The following is an 18,406-nucleotide window of genomic DNA, read 5'->3' as shown; positions in this document are numbered from 1 at the left end:
ACCCCAGACACACATTCTGACCCTTAACCCTGTTTAATGGCCAGTAGTGACGCGGGCGTGGATGCGGAAGGGGAATCAGTATGAAGGTTGAGTTGTACACCAAGCCGGGGTGTCATTTGTGCGAGGCTGCGCGGGCCACGCTGGAGGAGGTCTGCGCTGAACGTGGGGTGGCGTGGACGGACGTCGATATTTCTGCTGATGCGGAACTCATGGACCGTTTCGCGGAAGAGATACCAGTGCTCATGGTGGATGGCGTGCAGCGCGATTTCTGGCACATAGATCCGGAGCGGCTGCGAAGAATCCTCAGCGAATAGTAGCGCCATCGGCAACCGCCTCATTTGGTGTGGCCGGGTCAGCCAGTGGCCAAGCGACTTGTGCGAGACTGAATCTATGAGCGAGAACAACACTGCGCCCTTGGCCGATGAGCCCTCTGCTGCTGGCCCCTCTGCTGCGCCGTCTGGTGCTGCATCCTTTGACAGTGCGCCTGGCGATGCCGGAGCTACTGGGGTTGGCTCGTCGCAACCGACGCCGGAACAGCGAGCGAGCCTCGAGCGTTTGAGCGTTGCACAAGAGAATCTTGTGAAAGCGCGAGCTGCTTATGTGAAAGCTGCGGAGGGGCTTCGAGCAATTGAGGCTTTCAGTGCGGCTATGGAGCCGCTCATGGACTATTACGATAACGGCTGGCTAGCTGACGTTAACGCCACTGAGTCGATCTATGAGAGGCCCGAGGCGGCTGGCGAGGATGAGATCTGGAACATGCACGGCAACCAGTATGAACTCATGCGTGAACTACTGGCGATCTCTTCGAACTTCTTTGTCCGTGTACCCGGCCAAGAAAGCTAGCGATTCCGATCTAAGAAGGTCTGGTTCGTCCCGGTCTCATAAGCGCAAGCGTTAGCGTTTGAGGCCGGGATTTAGCGGTTAAAACGGGCAAGATGTCGAGCCTGGGTCCTGCATAAAAAATTTCTGTGTTTCCCTATTGACAGTGACTTCCATCACATAGGAATATCTTCTCAACACCACATAGGTGTTTCTAAGTCACTGCCTCAGCACGAGGCCTGTGGTAAAGGAAGAACGCTATGAAGATCAAGAAACTTTGTGCGTCTCTCGCAGTAGTGGCCGCTGGGTTCGGTTTTGCTCAGCCTGCGCAAGCTGCCCTACAAGCTGCTCCTAAAAAATGCGGTGGTAACTTAGTTTGCTTGTATGCCCATGCCGACTATGGAGGCTTTTTGGGGTCTCGTCGAGCGGGGCTCGGTTTGATGAACATCTCGCCCAAAGCAAACGACAAGATGAGCTCGTGGATCAACCGAACTACCAGGAATGCTTCTTGGTTTGAGCACGCAAACGGTAAAGGGAAGTGCTATACGATGAGGCAGAATTCAATCAACAATTTTGTTGGGTGGCCGCCTAACGATACCGCTTCTTCGTGGCGGACGAACCGCGGTTGCTAACTGTTCTTAACCGGTTCCGGGGTGCAGTTAGTAAACTGCACCCCGTTTTTCTTAAAGAGGCATGATGACTGTTGTGTCTGTGGCGAATGTCCACAAGTATTTGGGTGTTGGGGCTCAGCGGACTCACGTTTTGAGGGGTATTGATCTTCAGGCTTCGGCTGGAGAATTTGTTGGGTTGTCGGGTAAAAGCGGTTCGGGTAAGACGACGCTTTTGCGTGCTATTGCTGGTTTGATTCCTGTGGATAAGGGCCGGATTGATGTTCTTGGTGTAGATGTAGGTCAGGCCAGTGAGGCGCAGGTTCTTAGTTTGCGTCGTAGCATAGTTGGTTTTGTGCATCAGGATGACCTGTTGATTCAGGAGTTGACGGCTGCTGAGAACGTGATGCTGGTGTTGGCCGCGGCCGGGGTTGGCGAACGTGAGGCCGAGCGGTTGGCATCCGAAACTTTAGCACGCGTCGGATTAGATGAGCTGGTAGACCGGTATCCGTCTGAGTTGTCACGCGGACAGTGTCAGCGTGTGGGAATTGCTCGTGCCTTGAGCGGGGCGCGGCGAGTTCTTCTGGCAGACGAGCCTTCGGCTGCGCTGGATACGGATAATTCACATTCAATGTTTGGATTGTTCCAGGATCTTGCTGACGCTGGTTGCACAGTGATTGCCACGAGCCATGATCCGATCATGAACGAATATTGCCACACAGGGTATGCCTTGGTTGATGGGCGTATTGAAGCTGGTGATATTCGTGGTGGGTAGGTATGTGGAGAAAAGTCTGGGTAAGAAGGGCCGGTATCGGTTCATTCTTGTTGTCCTGGCGGTTGTGGTGGGTCTGCTGTCTTGGGTCGCAACAGCTGACCGCCAACTGGTAATGAAACCTGCCGATAAAGCGCAACATCTCTTCGGCGACGCGCAGGCTCTACTTCAGGTGCCTCTGCACACAGGTGTGGGGAAGAAAGACACGATTCGCTCTGCTCTTGACCGTCCCGATGAAGGGGTTAGGGCTATATCAACTACGGCTGACATCTATCTAGATGCTAGTAAAGAACGCTACCGGACTATGTTGGAAGGGGACTGGCCTCAGATTGGTGAGCAGTTTGGCTATAACCTCACCGCTGGGCGCTGGCCTTCCAAACCCGGCGAGATTGTTGCTTCTGGAGATTCGGGTCTGTCGATTGGTGAATCAGTGACCGCAATGGACCACAACATCAAGCTGAGGGTGGTTGGCCTGGCTGACGAGAGGTTCAGTCCAAAAGCAGACACGTTATTGGCATTCCCAGGTACCTGGAACACGATTGATCCCGCAGCGGCACAGACCCATAGTGCCATGATCAACACCACGCTGTTCTCAACCGGCATCACAGGTAAGGATGCCCTTGAAGAGTATGTTCTTAGGCATGTTGATAAGAAAACGAAAGAGCAGCTGGACTCCCTTGAAGGCGTCACTTTAGGTGAGAGCTACTTGGCTCGTTCTGCTGTTGAGGATCGGCCACACCAAGGTTTCGCTGAGAACTTCTCCTTCATCTTAGGTGTATTCGCGCTTCTGATGCCTAGTGCGGTAGTGCTGTTCCTCTGGACATGGTCGCGAAAAGCGCTAGCACCGGTCAAAAGTCAGCTGCATACGTTGGGTGTAAACTCGACTCCCTTATGGAAAGCAACAGTTAGGAAGAGCTTCATCGGTGTCATTCTGAGCGCTGGTGTCGCGAGCATGCTCGGGGTCGGCGTTGCTTGGCTGATGGCCCCTTTCCTTGCGGACCTTGCTGGTATTCAAGGTCCTGGACCTCAAGTTGCGTGGAAATGGCTCGGCCTTATTTTCACGGGTATAGCAGTCTGTTACATTGCCGGAGCGGTGTGGACCTATCCGTATCCTAAGAATAGGGTAGCGGTGGAAGGGGGCCGGAAACATCGGGGTAGTTCCTTCATCGGTTCTGGAATCGCCCTTTGGATGACGGGGCTAGCTTCCGTAATAGTCATCGGTGGCACTGTGCTGATTGGTCTAAGAACTGGGCCAGACATCTTCGACGTGTGGGCCCCCATTCCAGTCATCGCGTTCTCTCTGTTTCTAGCCTTGCTCGTGGTGCGCACCATCTCGGCGAAAGTCCCTCTTAAACCTCGGGTTTTCGCTCGACGGCTAGCGGCCCGTCACCGCGTAACAACCGCTATAGCCATTTTTCTTCTGACGGCTTCGTCAGGGATGTTGATTTTCAGTGGAACACTCTCGAAGAGTTTCAACACTGCCGCGAATAAAGATGTGCTGGATGTGATTCGTAGCGACCAAGTGGGTGTTGAACAATCGAATGATCTCGGGCAGAAGACTACCCAGAAGAAAGTTATTGAACTTGCGCATGATCTAGGTATTGCTGAACCGGTTCGCCTGCTTACGGGCAGCGGTTCGCTCGACTGGGTCGAGGGGATGGAAGGCGCCTTCGGTGTCTCTGCCGTTGACGGAGCTGAAGAACTTGAGCGTCTAATAGGTAGAACCTTGGATGCCAAGGAGAGAGCAGTCTTGCAGAGTGGAGGCATGCTCGTGCGTCACCCGGGCTTCTTGCAAGGTTCTGAAGCACTACTTCTAACGGAAGTGTTCCCTGACGGACGTACGTTGCCGGCTACGGTATCTGATTTCGGTGAAATCTTGGAGCTAGAAGCAGGCGCCATTATTCTGACTGAGACTCTCGAAAAATACAAAAGCCCCTTGGGTGCGACTAGGTGGGTTTTTACTGAACTGTCAGAACCTCAGAAGAAGGCGCTCATCGAAAAAGCGGTCGAGCAACGTGTTCCGCGTGAGTTACTCCTCATTCCACGCATGCAGGAGCAAGAGATGCCAGAGATTGTCTACTACAGTTTGGCCACTGCGCTGATCGGCTCATGTTTGATTGTGGTTATGGTGAGCCGCGCTAACGCAAAGAGTTTAGAGGCAATCCGCTCAACATTCTGGACCTTAGGTTTGCCTGACTCGTGGCATCGTCGGGTTCTACGGTGGAGCATGAGCATCATTGTAGTGAGAGCGTTCGTGCTTGGAGTCATCGCGGGGCTTGGTCCTGCAGCGTTGGTTGCCGCCACTCAGAGTAGTGCTCTCATATTCACCATCGATTGGGTGACTATTGTGTTCGCTGCCGCGGCGCTCATCATCGGCACCGTGGCAGGACTCTTGATTGTCGGTCTATCACGAAATCGAGGCGGCGCTCACTCCTGAAGGTTGACCCAAAAACGATGGGTGGCGTGCCCCTCTAGTTCGGGGGCACACCAACCATCATTTAACCTTCTCAACGCTCTCAGTGACGGTAGAGGCTCAACCGTTTATAGTCCTTGACCGCCCGGTACCAAGAACCGGAAACCGACCAACAGATAAGAGAAGTAAGCGGCACGATTCCAAATGACAACCAGACTACGTGTGGAACCTGAATCATGGCAGAAATGAACGGAAATAACATGAGTGAGGTGGCGACAATACCGAAAATTCGCCAACCGTTGCTGCCCTTGAAAGCCAGCACGCCAGTGATCAACGCGAACAAACCGATAACAATACTAAAAGCGGACATGATCCACAGCGTGTACCTAATAGTCTCCAAGAACTGCTCGGTAGAAATACCCCGCCTCGCAGCTTCCAGTATGTCTTCATCCTTCGCTATGCGTTCCAAAGACGAGTAGCTCGCGGAGCTCGCGTAAACGATGATGACAATGCTGCCCACAACATAGAAGGCGCCCCAAATCCACGCAGCGATCGAAGCGATCACAACACTCGCAGGGCGTTTAGGCGGGCTAGACGGAATCGAGTCACTCGAATAATTCCCCCAGCCAGGCCCCAGGGGAGCATACGCACCCTGAGGTGCCTGGTACATATGCGGATCCTGCGGAACATACTGGGCATGCTGAGCAGGCGGCACCTGATTCGGCATGTCCGGTTGTTGCTGCGGTGCTCCATCCCATCCGAAGCTCTGCTGGCCCTGCCCCGAAGGCTGCGTAGGCACCGGCTCATGCGCAGACGAATGCGGCACATCCGCTTGCCGTTCACCGTACGGGTCAGGGTGGGCTGACCCCGTTTCGTAGGTCCGGTGGTTCTGAGAGTCGTCCTGTCGCCCGAGGGTTCGGGCAGGGAGACTGGTCAGATCATGTCGAACAGCAGAAAGCGTCACACCCCGGAACAGGTCGTCCGCAAGCTCGGGCAGGCCGACAGGATGCTCGCCGACGGCGCGGATGTCCCGGCGGTGTGCCGGGAGCTCGGGGTGTCCGAGCAGACGTACTACCGGTGGCGTAACCAGTACGGCGGGTTGAAGGCCGACGACGCGAAACGCCTGAAGGAGCTCGAGAAGCAGAACGCGACGCTCAAGCGGCTGCTCGCCGAGGCGGAGTTGGAAAAGGCCGCGCTCAAGGAGCTGGCTGAGGGAAACTTCTAGGCCCGGGCAGGCGCCGCGCCGCCGTCGCTCACCTGATCAGGACACTGCAGGTGAGTGAACGGATGGCGTGCCGTCTGGCCGGGCTGTCCCGCTCCGCGTACCGGCGGCCACTCAAGGGCGACACGACCGCAGACCCGAACCGAGCGTTGCGGGACTGGCTGCGTGCCTGGGCGAAGAAGCACCCCCGCTACGGGTACCGACGCGCGTACCACGATGCCCGCGCCGAGGGCTGGGTCGTGAACCACAAGAAGCTCCAACGCCTCTGGCGTGACGAGGGCCTCCGCGTCCCGCAGCGGCGGCGTCGCAAACGCGTCGGGTCCTCGACCGTCGGCCCGGCGACAGCGGACGCACCGAACGTGGTGTGGGCGGTGGACTTCCAGTTCGACGCCGACGAGCAGGGCCGGCCGATCAAGATCTGCTCGATCGTCGATGAGCACATCCGGGAATGCATCGGCGGGCTGGTCGAGCGGTCGATCACCGCCGACCGGCTCACCGCGCATCTCGAGGATCTCGTCGCCGTCCGCGGCGCCCCAGCTGTGCTCAGGTCGGACAACGGGCCGGAGTTCATCAGCGAAGCGATGGCCGACTGGGCAGGCACCCGCACCGGCCTGTCCTACATCCCACCGGGATCGCCGTGGCGGAACGGGTACGTCGAGTCGTTCAACAGCCGGCTCCGCGACGAGTGCCTCAACATCAACAGCTACTACTCGCTGCTGCACGCGCAAGTCGTGATCGGCGACTGGAAAAACGAGTACAACCATCGCCGCCGACACTCCTCGCTCGGCTACCTACCCCAGTCGAGTACGCTCGGCAATGCACCCATCAAATCGAAACCGACGACTCACAAAACGTCCGGACCGAATGAAGGGGGCGGCCCACAAGGTCTGGTTCGTCACGGTCTCATAAGCGCAAGCGTAGCGTTTGAGGCCGGGATTTAGCGGTTAAAACGGGCAAGATGTCGAGCCTGGGTCCTGCATAAAAAATTTCTGTGTTTCCCTATTGACAGTGACTTCCATCACATAGGAATATCTTCTCAACACCACATAGGTGTTTCTAAGTCACTGCCTCAGCACGAGGCCTTGCTCAAAAGGATGACGTCATGAAGATGAAAAAACTTTGTGCCGCTCTAGCCGTGGTTGCAGCCGGAATCGGTTTCGCTCAGCCCGCGCAAGCCGCAGCTAAAGACTGCGGCACCAATCTAGTTTGCTTGTTCGAACATAGGGACTACGGAGAACTTCTAGGATCTCGCCGAGCGGGAATTAAACTTATGAACCTCTCAAGCGGAGCGAATGACAAGATGAGCTCATGGATAAACCGCACGAGCCGGAACGCTGCTTGGTATGAGCATGCTGCTAGTAAAGGTAAATGCTACACCATGCGGCAAAACTCGGTTCAAAACTATGTCGGGTGGCCAGCTAATGATACTGCTACGTCCTGGCGGACGGATCGCGGTTGCTAACTGTTTTTACCGGTTTCCGGGGTGCAGTTAGCTAACTGCACCCCGGTCTTTTTAAAGAGGCATGATGACTGTTGTGACTGTGGAGAATGTCCACAAATATTTGGGTGTCGGCGCTCAGCGCACGCACGTTTTGCGAGGTATTGACCTTCAGGCTTCGGCCGGAGAATTTGTTGGGTTAGCAGGTAAGAGCGGTTCAGGTAAAACAACCCTTTTGCGTGCTATTGCTGGCTTGATCCCTCTGGATAAGGGCCGGATTGATGTTCTTGGTATAGATGTAGGTCAGGCCAGTGAGGCGGAGGTTCTAGATCTGCGGCGTAACGTGGTCGGTTTTGTGCACCAGGATGACCTGTTGATTCAGGAGTTGACGGCTGCTGAGAACGTGATGCTCGTGTTGTCTGCAGCGGGTGTTTCACAGCGTGATGCCGAAGCTATGGCTAGGGATTCGTTGACTCGCGTGGGCTTAGGCGAGCTGTTGGACCGGTACCCAGCCGAGCTTTCTCGCGGCCAATGCCAGCGCGTCGGTATTGCACGCGCGCTGAGCGGCGAGCGGCGTGTTCTGCTTGCTGATGAGCCATCAGCTGCATTGGACACTGAGAACTCTCATACGATGTTCGGACTGTTTCGTGACCTAGCAGAAGCTGGTAGCACGGTGATCGCTACGAGCCATGACCCGATCATGAACGAGTACTGCCATACCGGCTATGCCTTGGTTGACGGGCGTATAGAGGCAGGTGAGGTTCGTGGTGGGTAGATATGTAGAGAAGATCCTCGGTACAAAGAGCCGATATCGCTTTGTGCTCGTGGTGCTAGCCGTTGTGGTAGGCATGCTGAGCTGGGTAGCGACAGCTGACCGACAAATGTCGATGAAGCCTGCCGATGATGCCCAGATGCAGTTTGGAGACAGGGTAGCGCTACTACAGATTCCTCTTTATGCAAATGCTGGAGAGAAGGAATCTGTGCGGTCGGCACTGAACCGGCCAGGGGATGGCGTGATTGCTGTAGCCACCTCTGGTGACCTGTATTTGGATACTGATCAAGAGCGTCGTAGGGCCATGAGCGAAGGAGATTGGCCCCACATTGGTCAGGAGTTCGGGTATAGCCTCACTTCTGGACGGTGGGCTGATAAACCCGGCGAGGTCGTAGTTGCCGGTGAATCCGATCTCTCGGAGGGTGAAACAGTAGTCGGGCTAGACGGAAATCTAAAGCTGACGGTTGTGGGTAAAGCCGAGCATAGATTCTATCCAAGATTAGAGACCCTTCTGGCGTTCCCTGGTACGTGGAACACGATTGATCCTGCATCATCGGAGACCAGTGCTGCAGCCATGTCGACAACGTTGTATTCCGGCACTATCACTGACCGCGAGGCACTGGAGGAGTATGTTTATTCGCATCTTGATGAGAAAACGGCGGCGCAGCTCGAGTCACTTGACGGTGTCACGTTGGGGGACGGGTTCCTAGAACGTTCTTTTGTTGAAGACCGCCCTCACCGTGCAATAGCCGATCAATACTCCTTTGTGTTTGGTGTATTCGCACTCCTTTTGCCGATGTCCCTTGTCGCTTTCTTATGGGCCTGGTCTAAGAAACTTCTAGCGCCAGTAAATAACCAGTTGTATACGCTGGGTGTGAATCCAGCGCCTTTGTGGAAAGCTACATTCAGAAAGATCGGGCTTGCTGTCGCCCTTGCATCTGTCCTGAGCATGGCGCTGGGGGTTGGCGTTGCTTGGATGGTAGCTCCGGCGCTGGCTGATCTCGTAGGTATTCAAGGCCCGGGACCGCAGGTCCCAACGAAGTGGTTGGCCGTCATCGCAGTTGGGGTGATCGTCAGTTACGTAGCGGGTGGCATCATTACGCGTCCGCGAGTAAGCCGCTCCGTTGCCGCGGGCACCTCCGCAGACAGAGCCCAACGGGTATTTTCTTCCAAGAAATTGCTCTGGGGTACGGGTGTCATAGCAGTGCTCACGCTGGTAGGCGTGGGTGCCGCATCGGTGCAACTGGGAATTGATGTCCTCGAAACGTGGGCGCCGCTACCGGTAGCTGTGTGGTCTTTGTTCTTGTCGTTGGCAATTACTGGTTATGTGAGCCGAAAATCCCCTATCAAACCACGGCCGCTCGCGCAACGACTAGCTGCGTACCACCGAGCCTTGACAGTTTTTGCTATCGCTCTGCTCAGTCTCGCTATCGGTAATCTCATGTTCAGCTCGACTTTTGCTCAAAGTATCACGGTTGCCCAGAATAAGTCATTGATCTCACCGTTGCCTGACGATCAATTTGGTGTTGAGCAGGAGCACCCGAACGGGCTTAAAGTTAGCGAGAAGACAGTCAACGACCTCGCGCATAAGCTCGGGCTCAAGGAGCCGGTGGCAGTGACAATCGCAGGAGGTCAGTTCGACATCATAGAAGGCGTCTATGGGTCGTACGGTATCAGCGCTGTTGATGATGCGGACGATCTCGGGAGGATTCTTGGTCGCGAGCTAAGCAGTGAGGAAGCCGCCACCTTAGATAAGGGCGGTCTGCTTGTGCGTGATTCGGCGTTTCTAGACGGATCTGAAGCTCGTATATTTTCAGAGAACCTTCCAGATGGTGAGCTACTCCCCGCTGTGCAGGCAGATTTCGGCGAGCACTGGGAAGCAAACGCAGCTGCATTCATGCTTACTAAGACAGCTAAAGAGCACCGGTTGTCGCTTGAAGGTTTGAGGTGGGTCTTCACTGACCTGTCCGAATCGCAGCAGAAAGAGCTGCTGGCAGGGGCGTTAGAGAGCCGGATTTCCCGCGATCTCTTGCAGGTTCCTCTCAAGCAAGAAGCGAGTACGCCAAGCAACGTCTATTTCAGCTTGGCGTCAGCGTTGATCGGCTCCTGTGTGATCGTGATCATGGTGAGTCGCACTAACGCGAAGAGCTTGGAAGCATTGAAATCAACGTTCTGGACGCTGGGCCTGCCGGCCTCGTGGCAACGCTGGGTGCTCAGATGGAGCATCGGCAGTATTGCGGTCAAAGCGTTCGTGCTGGGGCTGATTGCAGGCCTTGGGCCCGCAGCCTTGATCTCACAACTCATGGGTGAAGTGCTGCCTTTCGCCATTGACTGGATGACCATCCTGTATGCTGCGGCAGTGCTCGTTCTCGGATCGGTTGTCGGCCTACTCATTGTGGGGCTATCGAGTCGGAAGAACAACGCTCACGCCTAGAAAAGGTATCTAAAATGGGCTGGCGGACACCCTGAAAAGGGGCGTCCGCCAGCCTATTTATTGTGACGCGTTTATTGTGCAGTGGTTCTAGCGGCGGTAGAGGCTCATTCGCTTGTAGTCCCGGACTGCCCGGTACCAGCCGCCAGCCACCGACCAGCAGATAATCGAGATAAGTGGCAGAACAGCCGTCAGCATGCCTCGGGACGGCCCGCTCAGCGAGCCGATGAGCGTCAAAGCCATAGTTATCGAGGCTCCGACGATACCGAAAATGCGCCAACCGTTACTGCCCCTGAACGCCAGGATTCCCGCGATCAGAGCGAAAACGCCCACAACAGCCAGGAACACGCCAATGAGAGGCACCATGATTCTGACAGAGCTGATGAACTGTTCCTCGCTAAGGCCCTGCTTTGCTGCCTCCATAAACACCTCAGGTCCCAGCGCCTGCCGCAGATCCTGGTCGCTTACTGCGCCGATAGCCGCCATGGCGACGATCGCACCAACGATCGTGAGGGCAGCCCACAACCAGGCCGCGATTGAAGCGAACACAACACTTGCTGGTCGCTTGGGTGGGGTTGTCGGAATCGAGTCGGCCGAATAGTTACCCCAGCCAGCAGCCTGTGCGCTATAGGTGTTCGGGGCGGCCTGAGGAGGCTGCGGATTTGGGCCGTCCCAGCCGAAGCTCTGCGGCTCCTGCGCAGGCGGTTGCTGAGAAGCCGGTGGTTGCGTGCTTGGCTGATTCTGGTCGTACGGTTCCGGTGCGTTAGGCGGGTGAGGGGTGTTCGTCATGTTTCCTCAATCGTCGGTTGTGAAGGGAAAGTGTTCTGCTTAGCGGCGGGCACGCTTGAGTTGTACTTGTTGCCGAAGCCACGCGTTTGTTGCCGGCATCGTCCAGCCAACAATGATGATCGCCATGCATGCAAGCCACATGACGGCCACCAGCGGATTGCTTACGATGCTGAAGAGCGCCACGACACTAGCCAGAGCGGCCAGAATGACGCCGATAATCCGCCACGCGCGGGAGCCGGCGATGATGAAAATTGCGGCGACCGAGAACAAAGCGCAGAACACGAGGATCGCGATACCCGTGTTGCGTATAAACCCTTGAAGGGCTTCGTAACCGCCGACCTGATCCAGACCCGTATAGAAAGACTCTAGGAACTCTGGCGGCATATCCTCGGTGATGATGCGTTCAAGCTCCTGTGGGGTGAAGTTCGAGGCCATCAGAAGACCGAAGCTTGAAAGAAGGCCGAAAGCCGAAAAGACCCACGCGAGCACACAACCAGCGAGCATGAGCCCGGGGCGGCGTGCAGGCTGCTGTTGCCACGGGTTGTTGACCGGCCACCCGTTCTGGTCATAACCGAAATGAGGTTGTCCCCAACCTGGCTCCGGCTGCGAATCCCAGCCGTTCATAGCGTTATAGCTGCTCTGACGTGCATCTGGCGTTGGTCCCTGCTGATTGACCGGTGGCGGGTAGCTGCCCGGCGGCAGGTCGTCGCGCCGGACTCCATAACGCGGCTCATCAGAGGGATCATCGCCACCCCACTGGGGGTCGCGGTCACGGTTAAAGTCAGGGGTTTCGCTCATGCCTCCATCGTAGTGGCACGAACGAAACCCCTGAATGAGTAGAAACACGGAAGATGTGAACCTCGAAAGGTCACGAAAGCAAGGAACGAGCCTTACGCGTCGGCCTTGACGAACTCCGCGTCGATCTGAAGGCTGACCTTGTCGGCAACCAATAAGACTGAAAGCAAACTTGATAGGTCAACTGTTGATATATCAAATACATTAGTTGAGTGGAACTCACCTGACCACCTAGAGGAGAGCTCCAAGCCTCGGAGAGCTAAGAGAAACAACCTGAACGTTCACTGAATCTCCACCTGAGCGTTCCCTCTGAGAGAATGGGAATTATGTCCCATGCTGTTGTCCACCTTGTCCGCCATGGTGAAGTCGAAAACCCTCACCGCGTGCTCTACGGGCGCCTGCCCGGATACGAGCTCTCAGAACGCGGCCACGCGATGGCCCGCCTGGTAGCCAAACACTTCGCGGAACAAAAAGAACACGGAACCAACTTCGTGTCGCTTGTCAGCTCCCCGCTGATCCGCGCACAGCAAACCGCAGACCCCATCGCCCAGACGCTCGGCCTACCCGTTACAACCGAGCCCGGCGTGATCGAAGCCGAATCCCAACTCGAGGGATACAGCAACATCAAGGACACCCTGCTGAGCACGCCACGCCTCTGGCCGCTCGTACGCAACCCACTGACACCATCGTGGGGAGAGCCCTACGCCCACCAAGCTACCCGCATGGCCCAAGCCATCAGCAAACACCGTGACCATGCAAACCAGCAACACGGGCCCGGCGCCAACATCGTGGTCGTATCCCACCAGCTACCCATCTGGGTAACCCGGCTAGCAACCGAAGGCCGCTCCCTGTCGCTCAACGCATTCCGCCGCGAATGCACCCTCGCCTCGGTCACCTCAATCTCCTTCGACCGCAACGGCAACGCCGTAGACCTTACCTATTCAGAACCAGCAGCAGAACTCCTCCCTGGAACCGTCAACGTCCCAGGGGCATAGGTACATGGACCACACCGGAATGAACGCTCCACACACCCCGAACCCACGCTACGGCCGCCGCGCAGTGCTCGGGCTCATGCTCGCAACAGCAGCCGCAGGGCTCGCCGCATGCTCGACCGAATCCAGCGACCTCGCCAACCAAAACAAAGAAGGAAGCGGGAAAGGCTATGTTGCTGGCGACGGCTCCGTGAGCGAATACGCCCCCGAAGACCGCAGCGAACCAGTCAAATTCACCGGCACAACCTTCAACGGAACAGACATCGACGCCGCAAGCTACGCGGAAGGCGACGTGCTGGTTTTGAACTTCTGGTACGCGGCGTGCTCCCCGTGTCGCGTGGAAGCCCCAGCACTGAAAGCCGTGGCAGACGAATTCAAGAACAAAGGCGTGACCTTCCTCGGCATCAACGTACGCGACGAAAAAGCCGCCGCAGAAGCGTTCGATAAAACCTTCAAAATCCCGTACGAATCCGTCCGCGACCTCGACGGCGGCGTACTGCTCGCGCTATCCCAATACGTTCCGCCGCAAGCGGTGCCCACAACACTCGTACTAGACCCAAACCGCCGCGTATCGGCACGGGTGCTGGGCGTTGTTGAAGAATCCACGCTGCGCGCCCTGATCAAAACCGCGCAAGAGACCCCCGCAGACGCCACATGATCAACACCGCACTGGCGGCGACAGCAGTCCCAGCAACCGCGGTCACGGCAACAACGGCCGCATCAACAGCAGGTAACCAAGCAGCCGCATCGATCGCCGACGGCTCGCTGCTGGTTGCGCTACCCATCGCCGCACTCGCAGGCCTCATCTCATTCCTTTCCCCGTGCGTGCTACCGCTTCTGCCCGGATACATGGGGTACGTGACCGGGCTGACCGGCATGGAACTCAACCAACACAAACGCGGCCGCGTCTTCGCAGGCATCGGCCTGTTCGTGCTGGGTTTCTCCGTAGTGTTCGTGCTAATCGGGGCGGTGTTCACGCGCGCCTACATCTGGATGATGCACGAAGGCCAATGGGTCACCCAAGCGCTCGGCGTTATTGTCGCCCTGCTGGGTGTTGTGTTCATGGGCGGCTTCGGCTTCATGCAACGCGAACGCCGCATCACCAAACGCCCACCCGCCGGGCTATGGGGTGCACCCCTTCTAGGGATGACGTTCGCACTCGGCTGGGCACCCTGCATGGGCCCCACCCTGGCTGCCGCACTAGCCCTGACAACCGGACCCAACGCGAACGTCCCCCGAGGCGCGCTGATCACATTCGTGTATTGCCTCGGGCTAGGCATCCCGTTCCTGCTCGTTGCGCTCGGCCTCACCAAAGTCACCCGTGCGGTGTCCTTCTTCCGCAAACACCAACTCGCCGTGATGCGTACCGGCGGCGTGATTCTGATACTCCTAGGGATAGTGATGGCCTCAGGCTTGTGGAACACGTGGATTACCGAACTGCAAAACTGGTTCGCTAACGAAGTGAGGTTGCCGCTGTGACCAAAAAGGATGCAGCGAAGAAAGCTGCGGCAAACGAGGCCGCCACGAAGAAAGCTAAGGCCAAGAAGAAAGCGAAGCAGCAGAAACAGCTGGCGCCAGCTCTCGGCCCGATCGGCATGATGCGGTGGGCATGGACCCAACTGACAACCATGCGCACCGCGATGGTCTTGCTGATGCTGCTCGCGGTAGCCGCGGTTCCAGGCTCCCTGTTCCCACAGCGCAACCAAGACCCACAGAGTGTGGCCCAGTACATCGCAGAGCACGAGGTCGCAGGCCCCATCCTGGACAAACTTCAGCTCTTCGATGTCTTCACATCCGTTTGGTTCTCAGCGATCTACCTGCTGCTGTTCGTTTCCCTCATCGGTTGCGTGATCCCACGCGCCCGCCAACACGCACGGGCAACGGTACGCCCGCCAGCACGCACACCAGTCCGTCTAAACCGGATGCCAGTCAACGGCGTCATCGAGCTGGAAGCCAACCAAGGCGATAGCGAAGAGATCGCGCAAACCCTGCGCAGCATCTTGCGTAAACGCCGCTACCGGACCTCCATAGAGGAAAACAAGGGGCAGGTCTCGGTTGCCGCTGAACGCGGCTACTTGCGCGAATGGGGCAACCTCACGTTCCACGTCTCGCTGATCGGCGTGCTGATCGCCGTGGCGGTAGGTGGCCTGTTCGGATACAACGGGCAACGCATCATCGTGCAAGGGGAGGGGTTCACGAACACGTTGATCGCCTACGACCAGTTCTCCCCCGGGCAACGGTTCAAAGCTGAAAACCTGCAACCGTTCCAGCTGAAACTCAAGGATTTCAAGATCCAGTTTGACCGCCAAGAACGAGCGGACGGCAAATACGGGCAACCGATCGACTATGAAGCGAACCTGGATGTTCGCCACAGCCCCGATGCCGAATGGGTCACTGAAAAGCTCAAAGTCAATGAGCCGCTCCGCGTAGCCGGAACGGACATTTACTTGCTCGGTAACGGTTACGCCCCGATGATCACCGTGACAGACGGGGAAGGCAACGTCGCATTCTCCGGCCCCGTGGTTGCCCAACCACAGGACCCGTCCTACATGTCGCTCGTGGTTTTGAAGGTCCCTGACGCCAAGCCAACCCAGCTGGGTTTCCAGGGTTTCTTCCTCCCAACAACGGTGATGGGCGAGAACGGGGTTGCCTATTCAGGCGACCCGGAAGCGCTCGCACCATCCCTGAACCTGGATTCCTACTATGGCGACCTCGGCCTTGAGACCGGCGCCCCGCAGAACGTGTATGTGCTCAAAACCGAGAAGATGACCCAGCTGAACTCCCGCAAACTAGAGGCCGGCGGCATCGTGCTGGGACTGAACCCGCAGAACCGCGAATATAAGCTGCCGGAAGGTAAAGGGACCATCCGGTTTGATGGGCTGAAGCGGTTCATCGGCATCGAGGTCCACCATGATCCGGGCAAGCCGTGGTTGCTCGGGTTCTCGATGCTCGCAGTGGCCGGCCTATTGGCCTCTCTGTTCATTCCGCGCCGTCGCGTATGGTTCAAGGTTTCAGACCCCGATGAGGCCGGCAAGCGTAGAATTGAGTATGCACTCCTAGCGCGCGGTGAAGACCCGCGCCTGCAGACTGAAGCGGAAGCGTTGGTGAAGGCTGTTTCCGGCCGGTACACGCTCGCTGAGTGAATGCAGTAGCTGAGGCATTTCAGCGGCTGAGTGAGGGTGCTGATCACCGAGAGAACGGATGACTGTGACGACTATGTTTTCTTATCTCCCCGCGTATACCCCTAAAGGGGAGTTGAACCTTTCTTTGGGTTCAACCTCCGAGCTGCTGATGCTTTTGGCGGCGATGGCATACTCGGTGACGTTCGTGGTGTTCGCCTACGACTTGGTGCGTTCCTCCCAGACGATTCAGGACATCGAGAAGTCCCTTGTTAAGCAGGAGAAGCGTGCCTTAGCCGCCGCGGCAGCAAACAAGGGCTCCGCTGGGTCTGTCGCGCTCGCCGAACGCGAAGACAAGGAAGAAACCGGCCGTATCCGGCACCGCAACGCGACGGTGGATGGTCAGCTCGTCGATGACGACATGGACTATGACGAGAAAGCACCAACCCGTCGCTTGGCTCGGGTTGCTATCGCTTTGATGTGGCTTTCGTTCGCGATCCATGCGGCCGCTGTGGTGACGCGTTCGATCGCAGCGCAGCGCGTCCCGTGGGGCAACATGTACGAGTTCATGACCACGGGCGCACTCGTGGTCGTTGCGGTGTATTTGGTTGCGCTCATGATCAAAGACATCCGGTTCATGGGTGTGTTCATCTCTGGCTTGGTCGTTGCGATGATGTGCTCTGCCACCATGGCGTTTCCAACACCCGTTCAGCACCTGCAGCCGGCGCTACAGTCGCCGTGGCTCATCATTCACGTTTCGATCGCGGTCCTGGCGTGCGCATTGTTCACGTTGACGTTCGCAATGGCCGTTCTGCAGCTCATTCAGTCCCGCCGCCAGGCTGCTTTGATCGCCGGCCGCGAGGACAAGCTCCCGTGGCTGCGGTTGGTTCCTTCCGCCGTGACCCTTGAGAACGTCGCCTACCGCATCAACGCGGTCGCATTCGTGGCCTGGACCCTGACCTTGATCCTCGGGGCGGTGTGGGCTAACGAAGCGTGGGGCCGCCCGTGGGGGTGGGACACCAAGGAAGTCTGGACCTTCATCATCTGGGTTGTCTACGCAGGCTACCTGCACGCGCGAGCAACTCGCGGCTGGACCGGCGACCGCTCCGCATGGCTGAGCATCATCGGCTACGGATGCATCATCTTCAACTTCACAGTGGTGAACACCGTGTTCGCGGGCCTGCACTCCTACGCAGGGATCTAGAAACCCTTCACCGCCCGTGGGCTGCTGACGCGACGCGCTTAGCTCGCACCAGTAACGACGTGTGGCCGGGGCTTCCGTACTGGAAGCTCCGGCCACACGTTGTGTGTATTGCGTGTTCTCTTGGGTTATGCAGAGTGAGGAATGGGCTTGCGCTTACGGACCACCACGATGCCGATGACCGCTAGTGATACCGCTAGAACGAGGTCCACAGGAGTGACGAAGTAGGCGTCATAGAGGACCTGTTCTGCAACGAAGAGTGCGCACCGCAGAACCGCCAGGACTGCCACGGTAGCCACAAGAGCCGGGGCGTAGCTGGTCTTATCGCGCGCCATGAGCGCTACCGCAATGAACGGGATAATCAGCGAGATACCCCAAAGGGTGAGCATGATGCCCCGCGGCGGAAGCGCAGAGCTCACAATGATAATCAGCAGGAACACATGATACACAGCCGGCGCGAAAAGAAGCGCGGCCATCGTTTTAGAATTCACTTATTTACCATTCCACTTCTTGGTTTTGGCAGAAACAGCAGCCTGATAGACGTAGGTTACCGCGTGACATTTGCTCCTGTTTGCGGAGTCACGGACTTTTCGATGGTAGTAGTAGGAGCAATTCGTGCGTAGATTCCTACCAAACTCAGCATCATGCTTTCTTCGTTCCGCGCGTTTACGCTGAACAGAAATTCGCTTTTTCCTTGTCTTATCAATCCGCATGTCATGGATGGCGCAAGGGCCACGAAAGTTTGCTTTGCGCCACGAGTCAGGTGACCAGGTGCAGTAGTCATGAAGCGATCTTGGCTTACATGTGCGCGGGCAATACTTATAGCTACGGGGGACCTTGACGACTTTCCTGGAGGATGCGGAACGAATGTCTGGCTGTGCTGATGTGCGCAGACGGTCAAAGCTTTCTGTTTTGTCGAATGTGAATGACACGGAGCCAGACATTTCGCGGTTTGACGTATCGATGGCAGCCGAGGTCTCTTCAACGATGGTTTCAGTGATATTGCTGATGACACCGGTGGCTAGCGCTTCGGCT

The 18,406-nt window shown here is 57.0% G+C and carries 18 protein-coding genes and 1 pseudogene; 14 read left to right on the top strand and 5 right to left on the bottom strand.

Going from position 1 to position 18,406, the window contains the following annotated elements:
• Positions 1-80 precede the first annotated feature (80 nt).
• From HMPREF3160_RS05080 to HMPREF3160_RS05065, 5 genes are all read left to right on the top strand, one after another.
• Positions 81-314 carry a glutaredoxin family protein gene (locus tag HMPREF3160_RS05080; protein WP_070492018.1) on the top strand — a complete coding sequence of 78 codons (234 nt, stop codon included), beginning with the start codon at positions 81-83 and terminating at the stop codon, positions 312-314.
• Between the two features lie 76 nt (positions 315-390).
• Entirely contained in the window at positions 391-843 is a 453-nt protein-coding gene (locus HMPREF3160_RS05075; protein ID WP_070492021.1) for a hypothetical protein, read from the top strand.
• A gap of 236 nt (positions 844-1,079) precedes the next feature.
• Entirely contained in the window at positions 1,080-1,451 is a 372-nt protein-coding gene (locus HMPREF3160_RS09635) for a peptidase inhibitor family I36 protein (RefSeq protein WP_083285449.1), read from the top strand.
• A gap of 61 nt (positions 1,452-1,512) precedes the next feature.
• A complete protein-coding gene (locus HMPREF3160_RS05070) occupies positions 1,513-2,202 on the top strand; it encodes an ABC transporter ATP-binding protein (RefSeq protein ID WP_218078913.1) in 690 nt (229 codons plus the stop codon).
• On the top strand, positions 2,165-4,636 hold the full coding sequence (locus HMPREF3160_RS05065) for a hypothetical protein (protein WP_141739841.1): 2,472 nt from the start codon (positions 2,165-2,167) through the stop codon (positions 4,634-4,636). Before HMPREF3160_RS05070 ends, HMPREF3160_RS05065 begins: the two co-directional genes overlap by 38 nt.
• Positions 4,637-4,715: 79 nt before the next feature.
• Here the strand turns inward: HMPREF3160_RS05065 and HMPREF3160_RS05060 are convergent, their stop codons facing one another.
• Complete coding sequence (locus HMPREF3160_RS05060; protein ID WP_141739840.1) at positions 4,716-5,411, bottom strand: hypothetical protein; 696 nt, start codon at positions 5,409-5,411, stop codon at positions 4,716-4,718.
• A 141-nt stretch (positions 5,412-5,552) separates the two neighbouring features.
• Between HMPREF3160_RS05060 and HMPREF3160_RS05045 the strand changes: the two are divergent.
• The 4 genes and pseudogenes from HMPREF3160_RS05045 to HMPREF3160_RS05035 all read left to right on the top strand — a co-directional run bounded on the left by HMPREF3160_RS05045 (position 5,553) and on the right by HMPREF3160_RS05035 (position 10,478).
• Positions 5,553-6,702: pseudogene (locus tag HMPREF3160_RS05045) on the top strand (IS3 family transposase).
• A 234-nt stretch (positions 6,703-6,936) separates the two neighbouring features.
• A complete protein-coding gene (locus tag HMPREF3160_RS10315; RefSeq protein WP_083285448.1) occupies positions 6,937-7,296 on the top strand; it encodes a peptidase inhibitor family I36 protein in 360 nt (119 codons plus the stop codon).
• 73 nt (positions 7,297-7,369) lie between these two features.
• Positions 7,370-8,047 carry an ABC transporter ATP-binding protein gene (locus HMPREF3160_RS05040; RefSeq protein WP_198020691.1) on the top strand — a complete coding sequence of 226 codons (678 nt, stop codon included), beginning with the start codon at positions 7,370-7,372 and terminating at the stop codon, positions 8,045-8,047.
• 106 nt (positions 8,048-8,153) lie between these two features.
• Entirely contained in the window at positions 8,154-10,478 is a 2,325-nt protein-coding gene (locus HMPREF3160_RS05035) for an ABC transporter permease family protein (RefSeq protein ID WP_141739839.1), read from the top strand.
• An 87-nt stretch (positions 10,479-10,565) separates the two neighbouring features.
• On the opposite strand, the gene HMPREF3160_RS05030 is transcribed toward HMPREF3160_RS05035, so the two are convergent.
• The gene (locus HMPREF3160_RS05030; protein WP_070490310.1) at positions 10,566-11,264 is read right to left on the bottom strand and encodes a hypothetical protein; all 699 of its coding nucleotides are present in this window, start codon (positions 11,262-11,264) and stop codon (positions 10,566-10,568) included.
• 39 nt (positions 11,265-11,303) lie between these two features.
• A complete protein-coding gene (locus HMPREF3160_RS05025) occupies positions 11,304-12,062 on the bottom strand; it encodes an MFS transporter (protein ID WP_070507426.1) in 759 nt (252 codons plus the stop codon).
• Positions 12,063-12,385: 323 nt separating this feature from the next.
• On the opposite strand from HMPREF3160_RS05025, the gene HMPREF3160_RS05020 reads away from it, so the two are divergent.
• The 5 genes from HMPREF3160_RS05020 to ccsB are packed head-to-tail and all read left to right on the top strand — an operon-like array spanning position 12,386 to position 17,374.
• Positions 12,386-13,054, top strand: a complete 669-nt coding sequence (locus tag HMPREF3160_RS05020) for a histidine phosphatase family protein (RefSeq protein WP_070507424.1) — start codon at positions 12,386-12,388, stop codon at positions 13,052-13,054.
• Positions 13,055-13,058: 4 nt separating this feature from the next.
• On the top strand, positions 13,059-13,709 hold the full coding sequence (locus HMPREF3160_RS05015; protein WP_256174033.1) for a TlpA family protein disulfide reductase: 651 nt from the start codon (positions 13,059-13,061) through the stop codon (positions 13,707-13,709).
• Positions 13,706-14,530: a cytochrome c biogenesis CcdA family protein gene (locus HMPREF3160_RS05010; RefSeq protein ID WP_083285447.1), complete on the top strand. Its 825-nt coding sequence runs from the start codon at positions 13,706-13,708 to the stop codon at positions 14,528-14,530. The genes HMPREF3160_RS05015 and HMPREF3160_RS05010 overlap by 4 nt, the downstream gene beginning before the upstream one ends.
• Positions 14,527-16,194, top strand: coding sequence for a cytochrome c biogenesis protein ResB (locus tag HMPREF3160_RS05005; RefSeq protein WP_083285446.1), 1,668 nt, complete (start codon positions 14,527-14,529; stop codon positions 16,192-16,194). Before HMPREF3160_RS05010 ends, HMPREF3160_RS05005 begins: the two co-directional genes overlap by 4 nt.
• 58 nt (positions 16,195-16,252) lie before the next feature.
• Positions 16,253-17,374: a c-type cytochrome biogenesis protein CcsB gene (ccsB, locus tag HMPREF3160_RS05000; protein ID WP_256174030.1), complete on the top strand. Its 1,122-nt coding sequence runs from the start codon at positions 16,253-16,255 to the stop codon at positions 17,372-17,374.
• A gap of 125 nt (positions 17,375-17,499) precedes the next feature.
• Here the strand turns inward: ccsB and HMPREF3160_RS04995 are convergent, their stop codons facing one another.
• Complete coding sequence (locus tag HMPREF3160_RS04995; RefSeq protein WP_141739838.1) at positions 17,500-17,790, bottom strand: hypothetical protein; 291 nt, start codon at positions 17,788-17,790, stop codon at positions 17,500-17,502.
• A 72-nt stretch (positions 17,791-17,862) separates the two neighbouring features.
• On the bottom strand, positions 17,863-18,406 hold a 544-nt coding region (locus tag HMPREF3160_RS09845; RefSeq protein WP_218078970.1), incomplete at its 5' end, for a phospholipase.

The sequence above is a fragment of the Arthrobacter sp. HMSC06H05 genome (assembly GCF_001807395.1).
Lineage (GTDB): Bacteria > Actinomycetota > Actinomycetes > Actinomycetales > Micrococcaceae > Pseudoglutamicibacter > Pseudoglutamicibacter albus.
Note: the sequence above shows the minus strand (reverse complement) of the source record. Positions and strands in the feature narration are given on the sequence as shown.

Bases quoted from the DNA above. Each gene is read 5' to 3' on its own strand.
- HMPREF3160_RS05080 (WP_070492018.1), top strand. From the start codon at position 81: ATGAAGGTTGAGTTGTACACCAAGCCGGGGTGTCATTTGTGCGAGGCT.
- HMPREF3160_RS05075 (WP_070492021.1), top strand. From the start codon at position 391: ATGAGCGAGAACAACACTGCGCCCTTGGCCGATGAGCCCTCTGCTGCT.
- HMPREF3160_RS09635 (WP_083285449.1), top strand. From the start codon at position 1,080: ATGAAGATCAAGAAACTTTGTGCGTCTCTCGCAGTAGTGGCCGCTGGG.
- HMPREF3160_RS05070 (WP_218078913.1), top strand. From the start codon at position 1,513: ATGATGACTGTTGTGTCTGTGGCGAATGTCCACAAGTATTTGGGTGTT.
- HMPREF3160_RS05065 (WP_141739841.1), top strand. From the start codon at position 2,165: ATGGGCGTATTGAAGCTGGTGATATTCGTGGTGGGTAGGTATGTGGAG.
- HMPREF3160_RS10315 (WP_083285448.1), top strand. From the start codon at position 6,937: ATGAAGATGAAAAAACTTTGTGCCGCTCTAGCCGTGGTTGCAGCCGGA.
- HMPREF3160_RS05035 (WP_141739839.1), top strand. From the start codon at position 8,154: ATGTCGATGAAGCCTGCCGATGATGCCCAGATGCAGTTTGGAGACAGG.
- HMPREF3160_RS05030 (WP_070490310.1), bottom strand. From the start codon at position 11,264: ATGACGAACACCCCTCACCCGCCTAACGCACCGGAACCGTACGACCAG.
- HMPREF3160_RS05025 (WP_070507426.1), bottom strand. From the start codon at position 12,062: ATGAGCGAAACCCCTGACTTTAACCGTGACCGCGACCCCCAGTGGGGT.
- HMPREF3160_RS05020 (WP_070507424.1), top strand. From the start codon at position 12,386: ATGTCCCATGCTGTTGTCCACCTTGTCCGCCATGGTGAAGTCGAAAAC.
- HMPREF3160_RS05015 (WP_256174033.1), top strand. From the start codon at position 13,059: ATGGACCACACCGGAATGAACGCTCCACACACCCCGAACCCACGCTAC.
- HMPREF3160_RS05010 (WP_083285447.1), top strand. From the start codon at position 13,706: ATGATCAACACCGCACTGGCGGCGACAGCAGTCCCAGCAACCGCGGTC.
- ccsB (WP_256174030.1), top strand. From the start codon at position 16,253: ATGACTGTGACGACTATGTTTTCTTATCTCCCCGCGTATACCCCTAAA.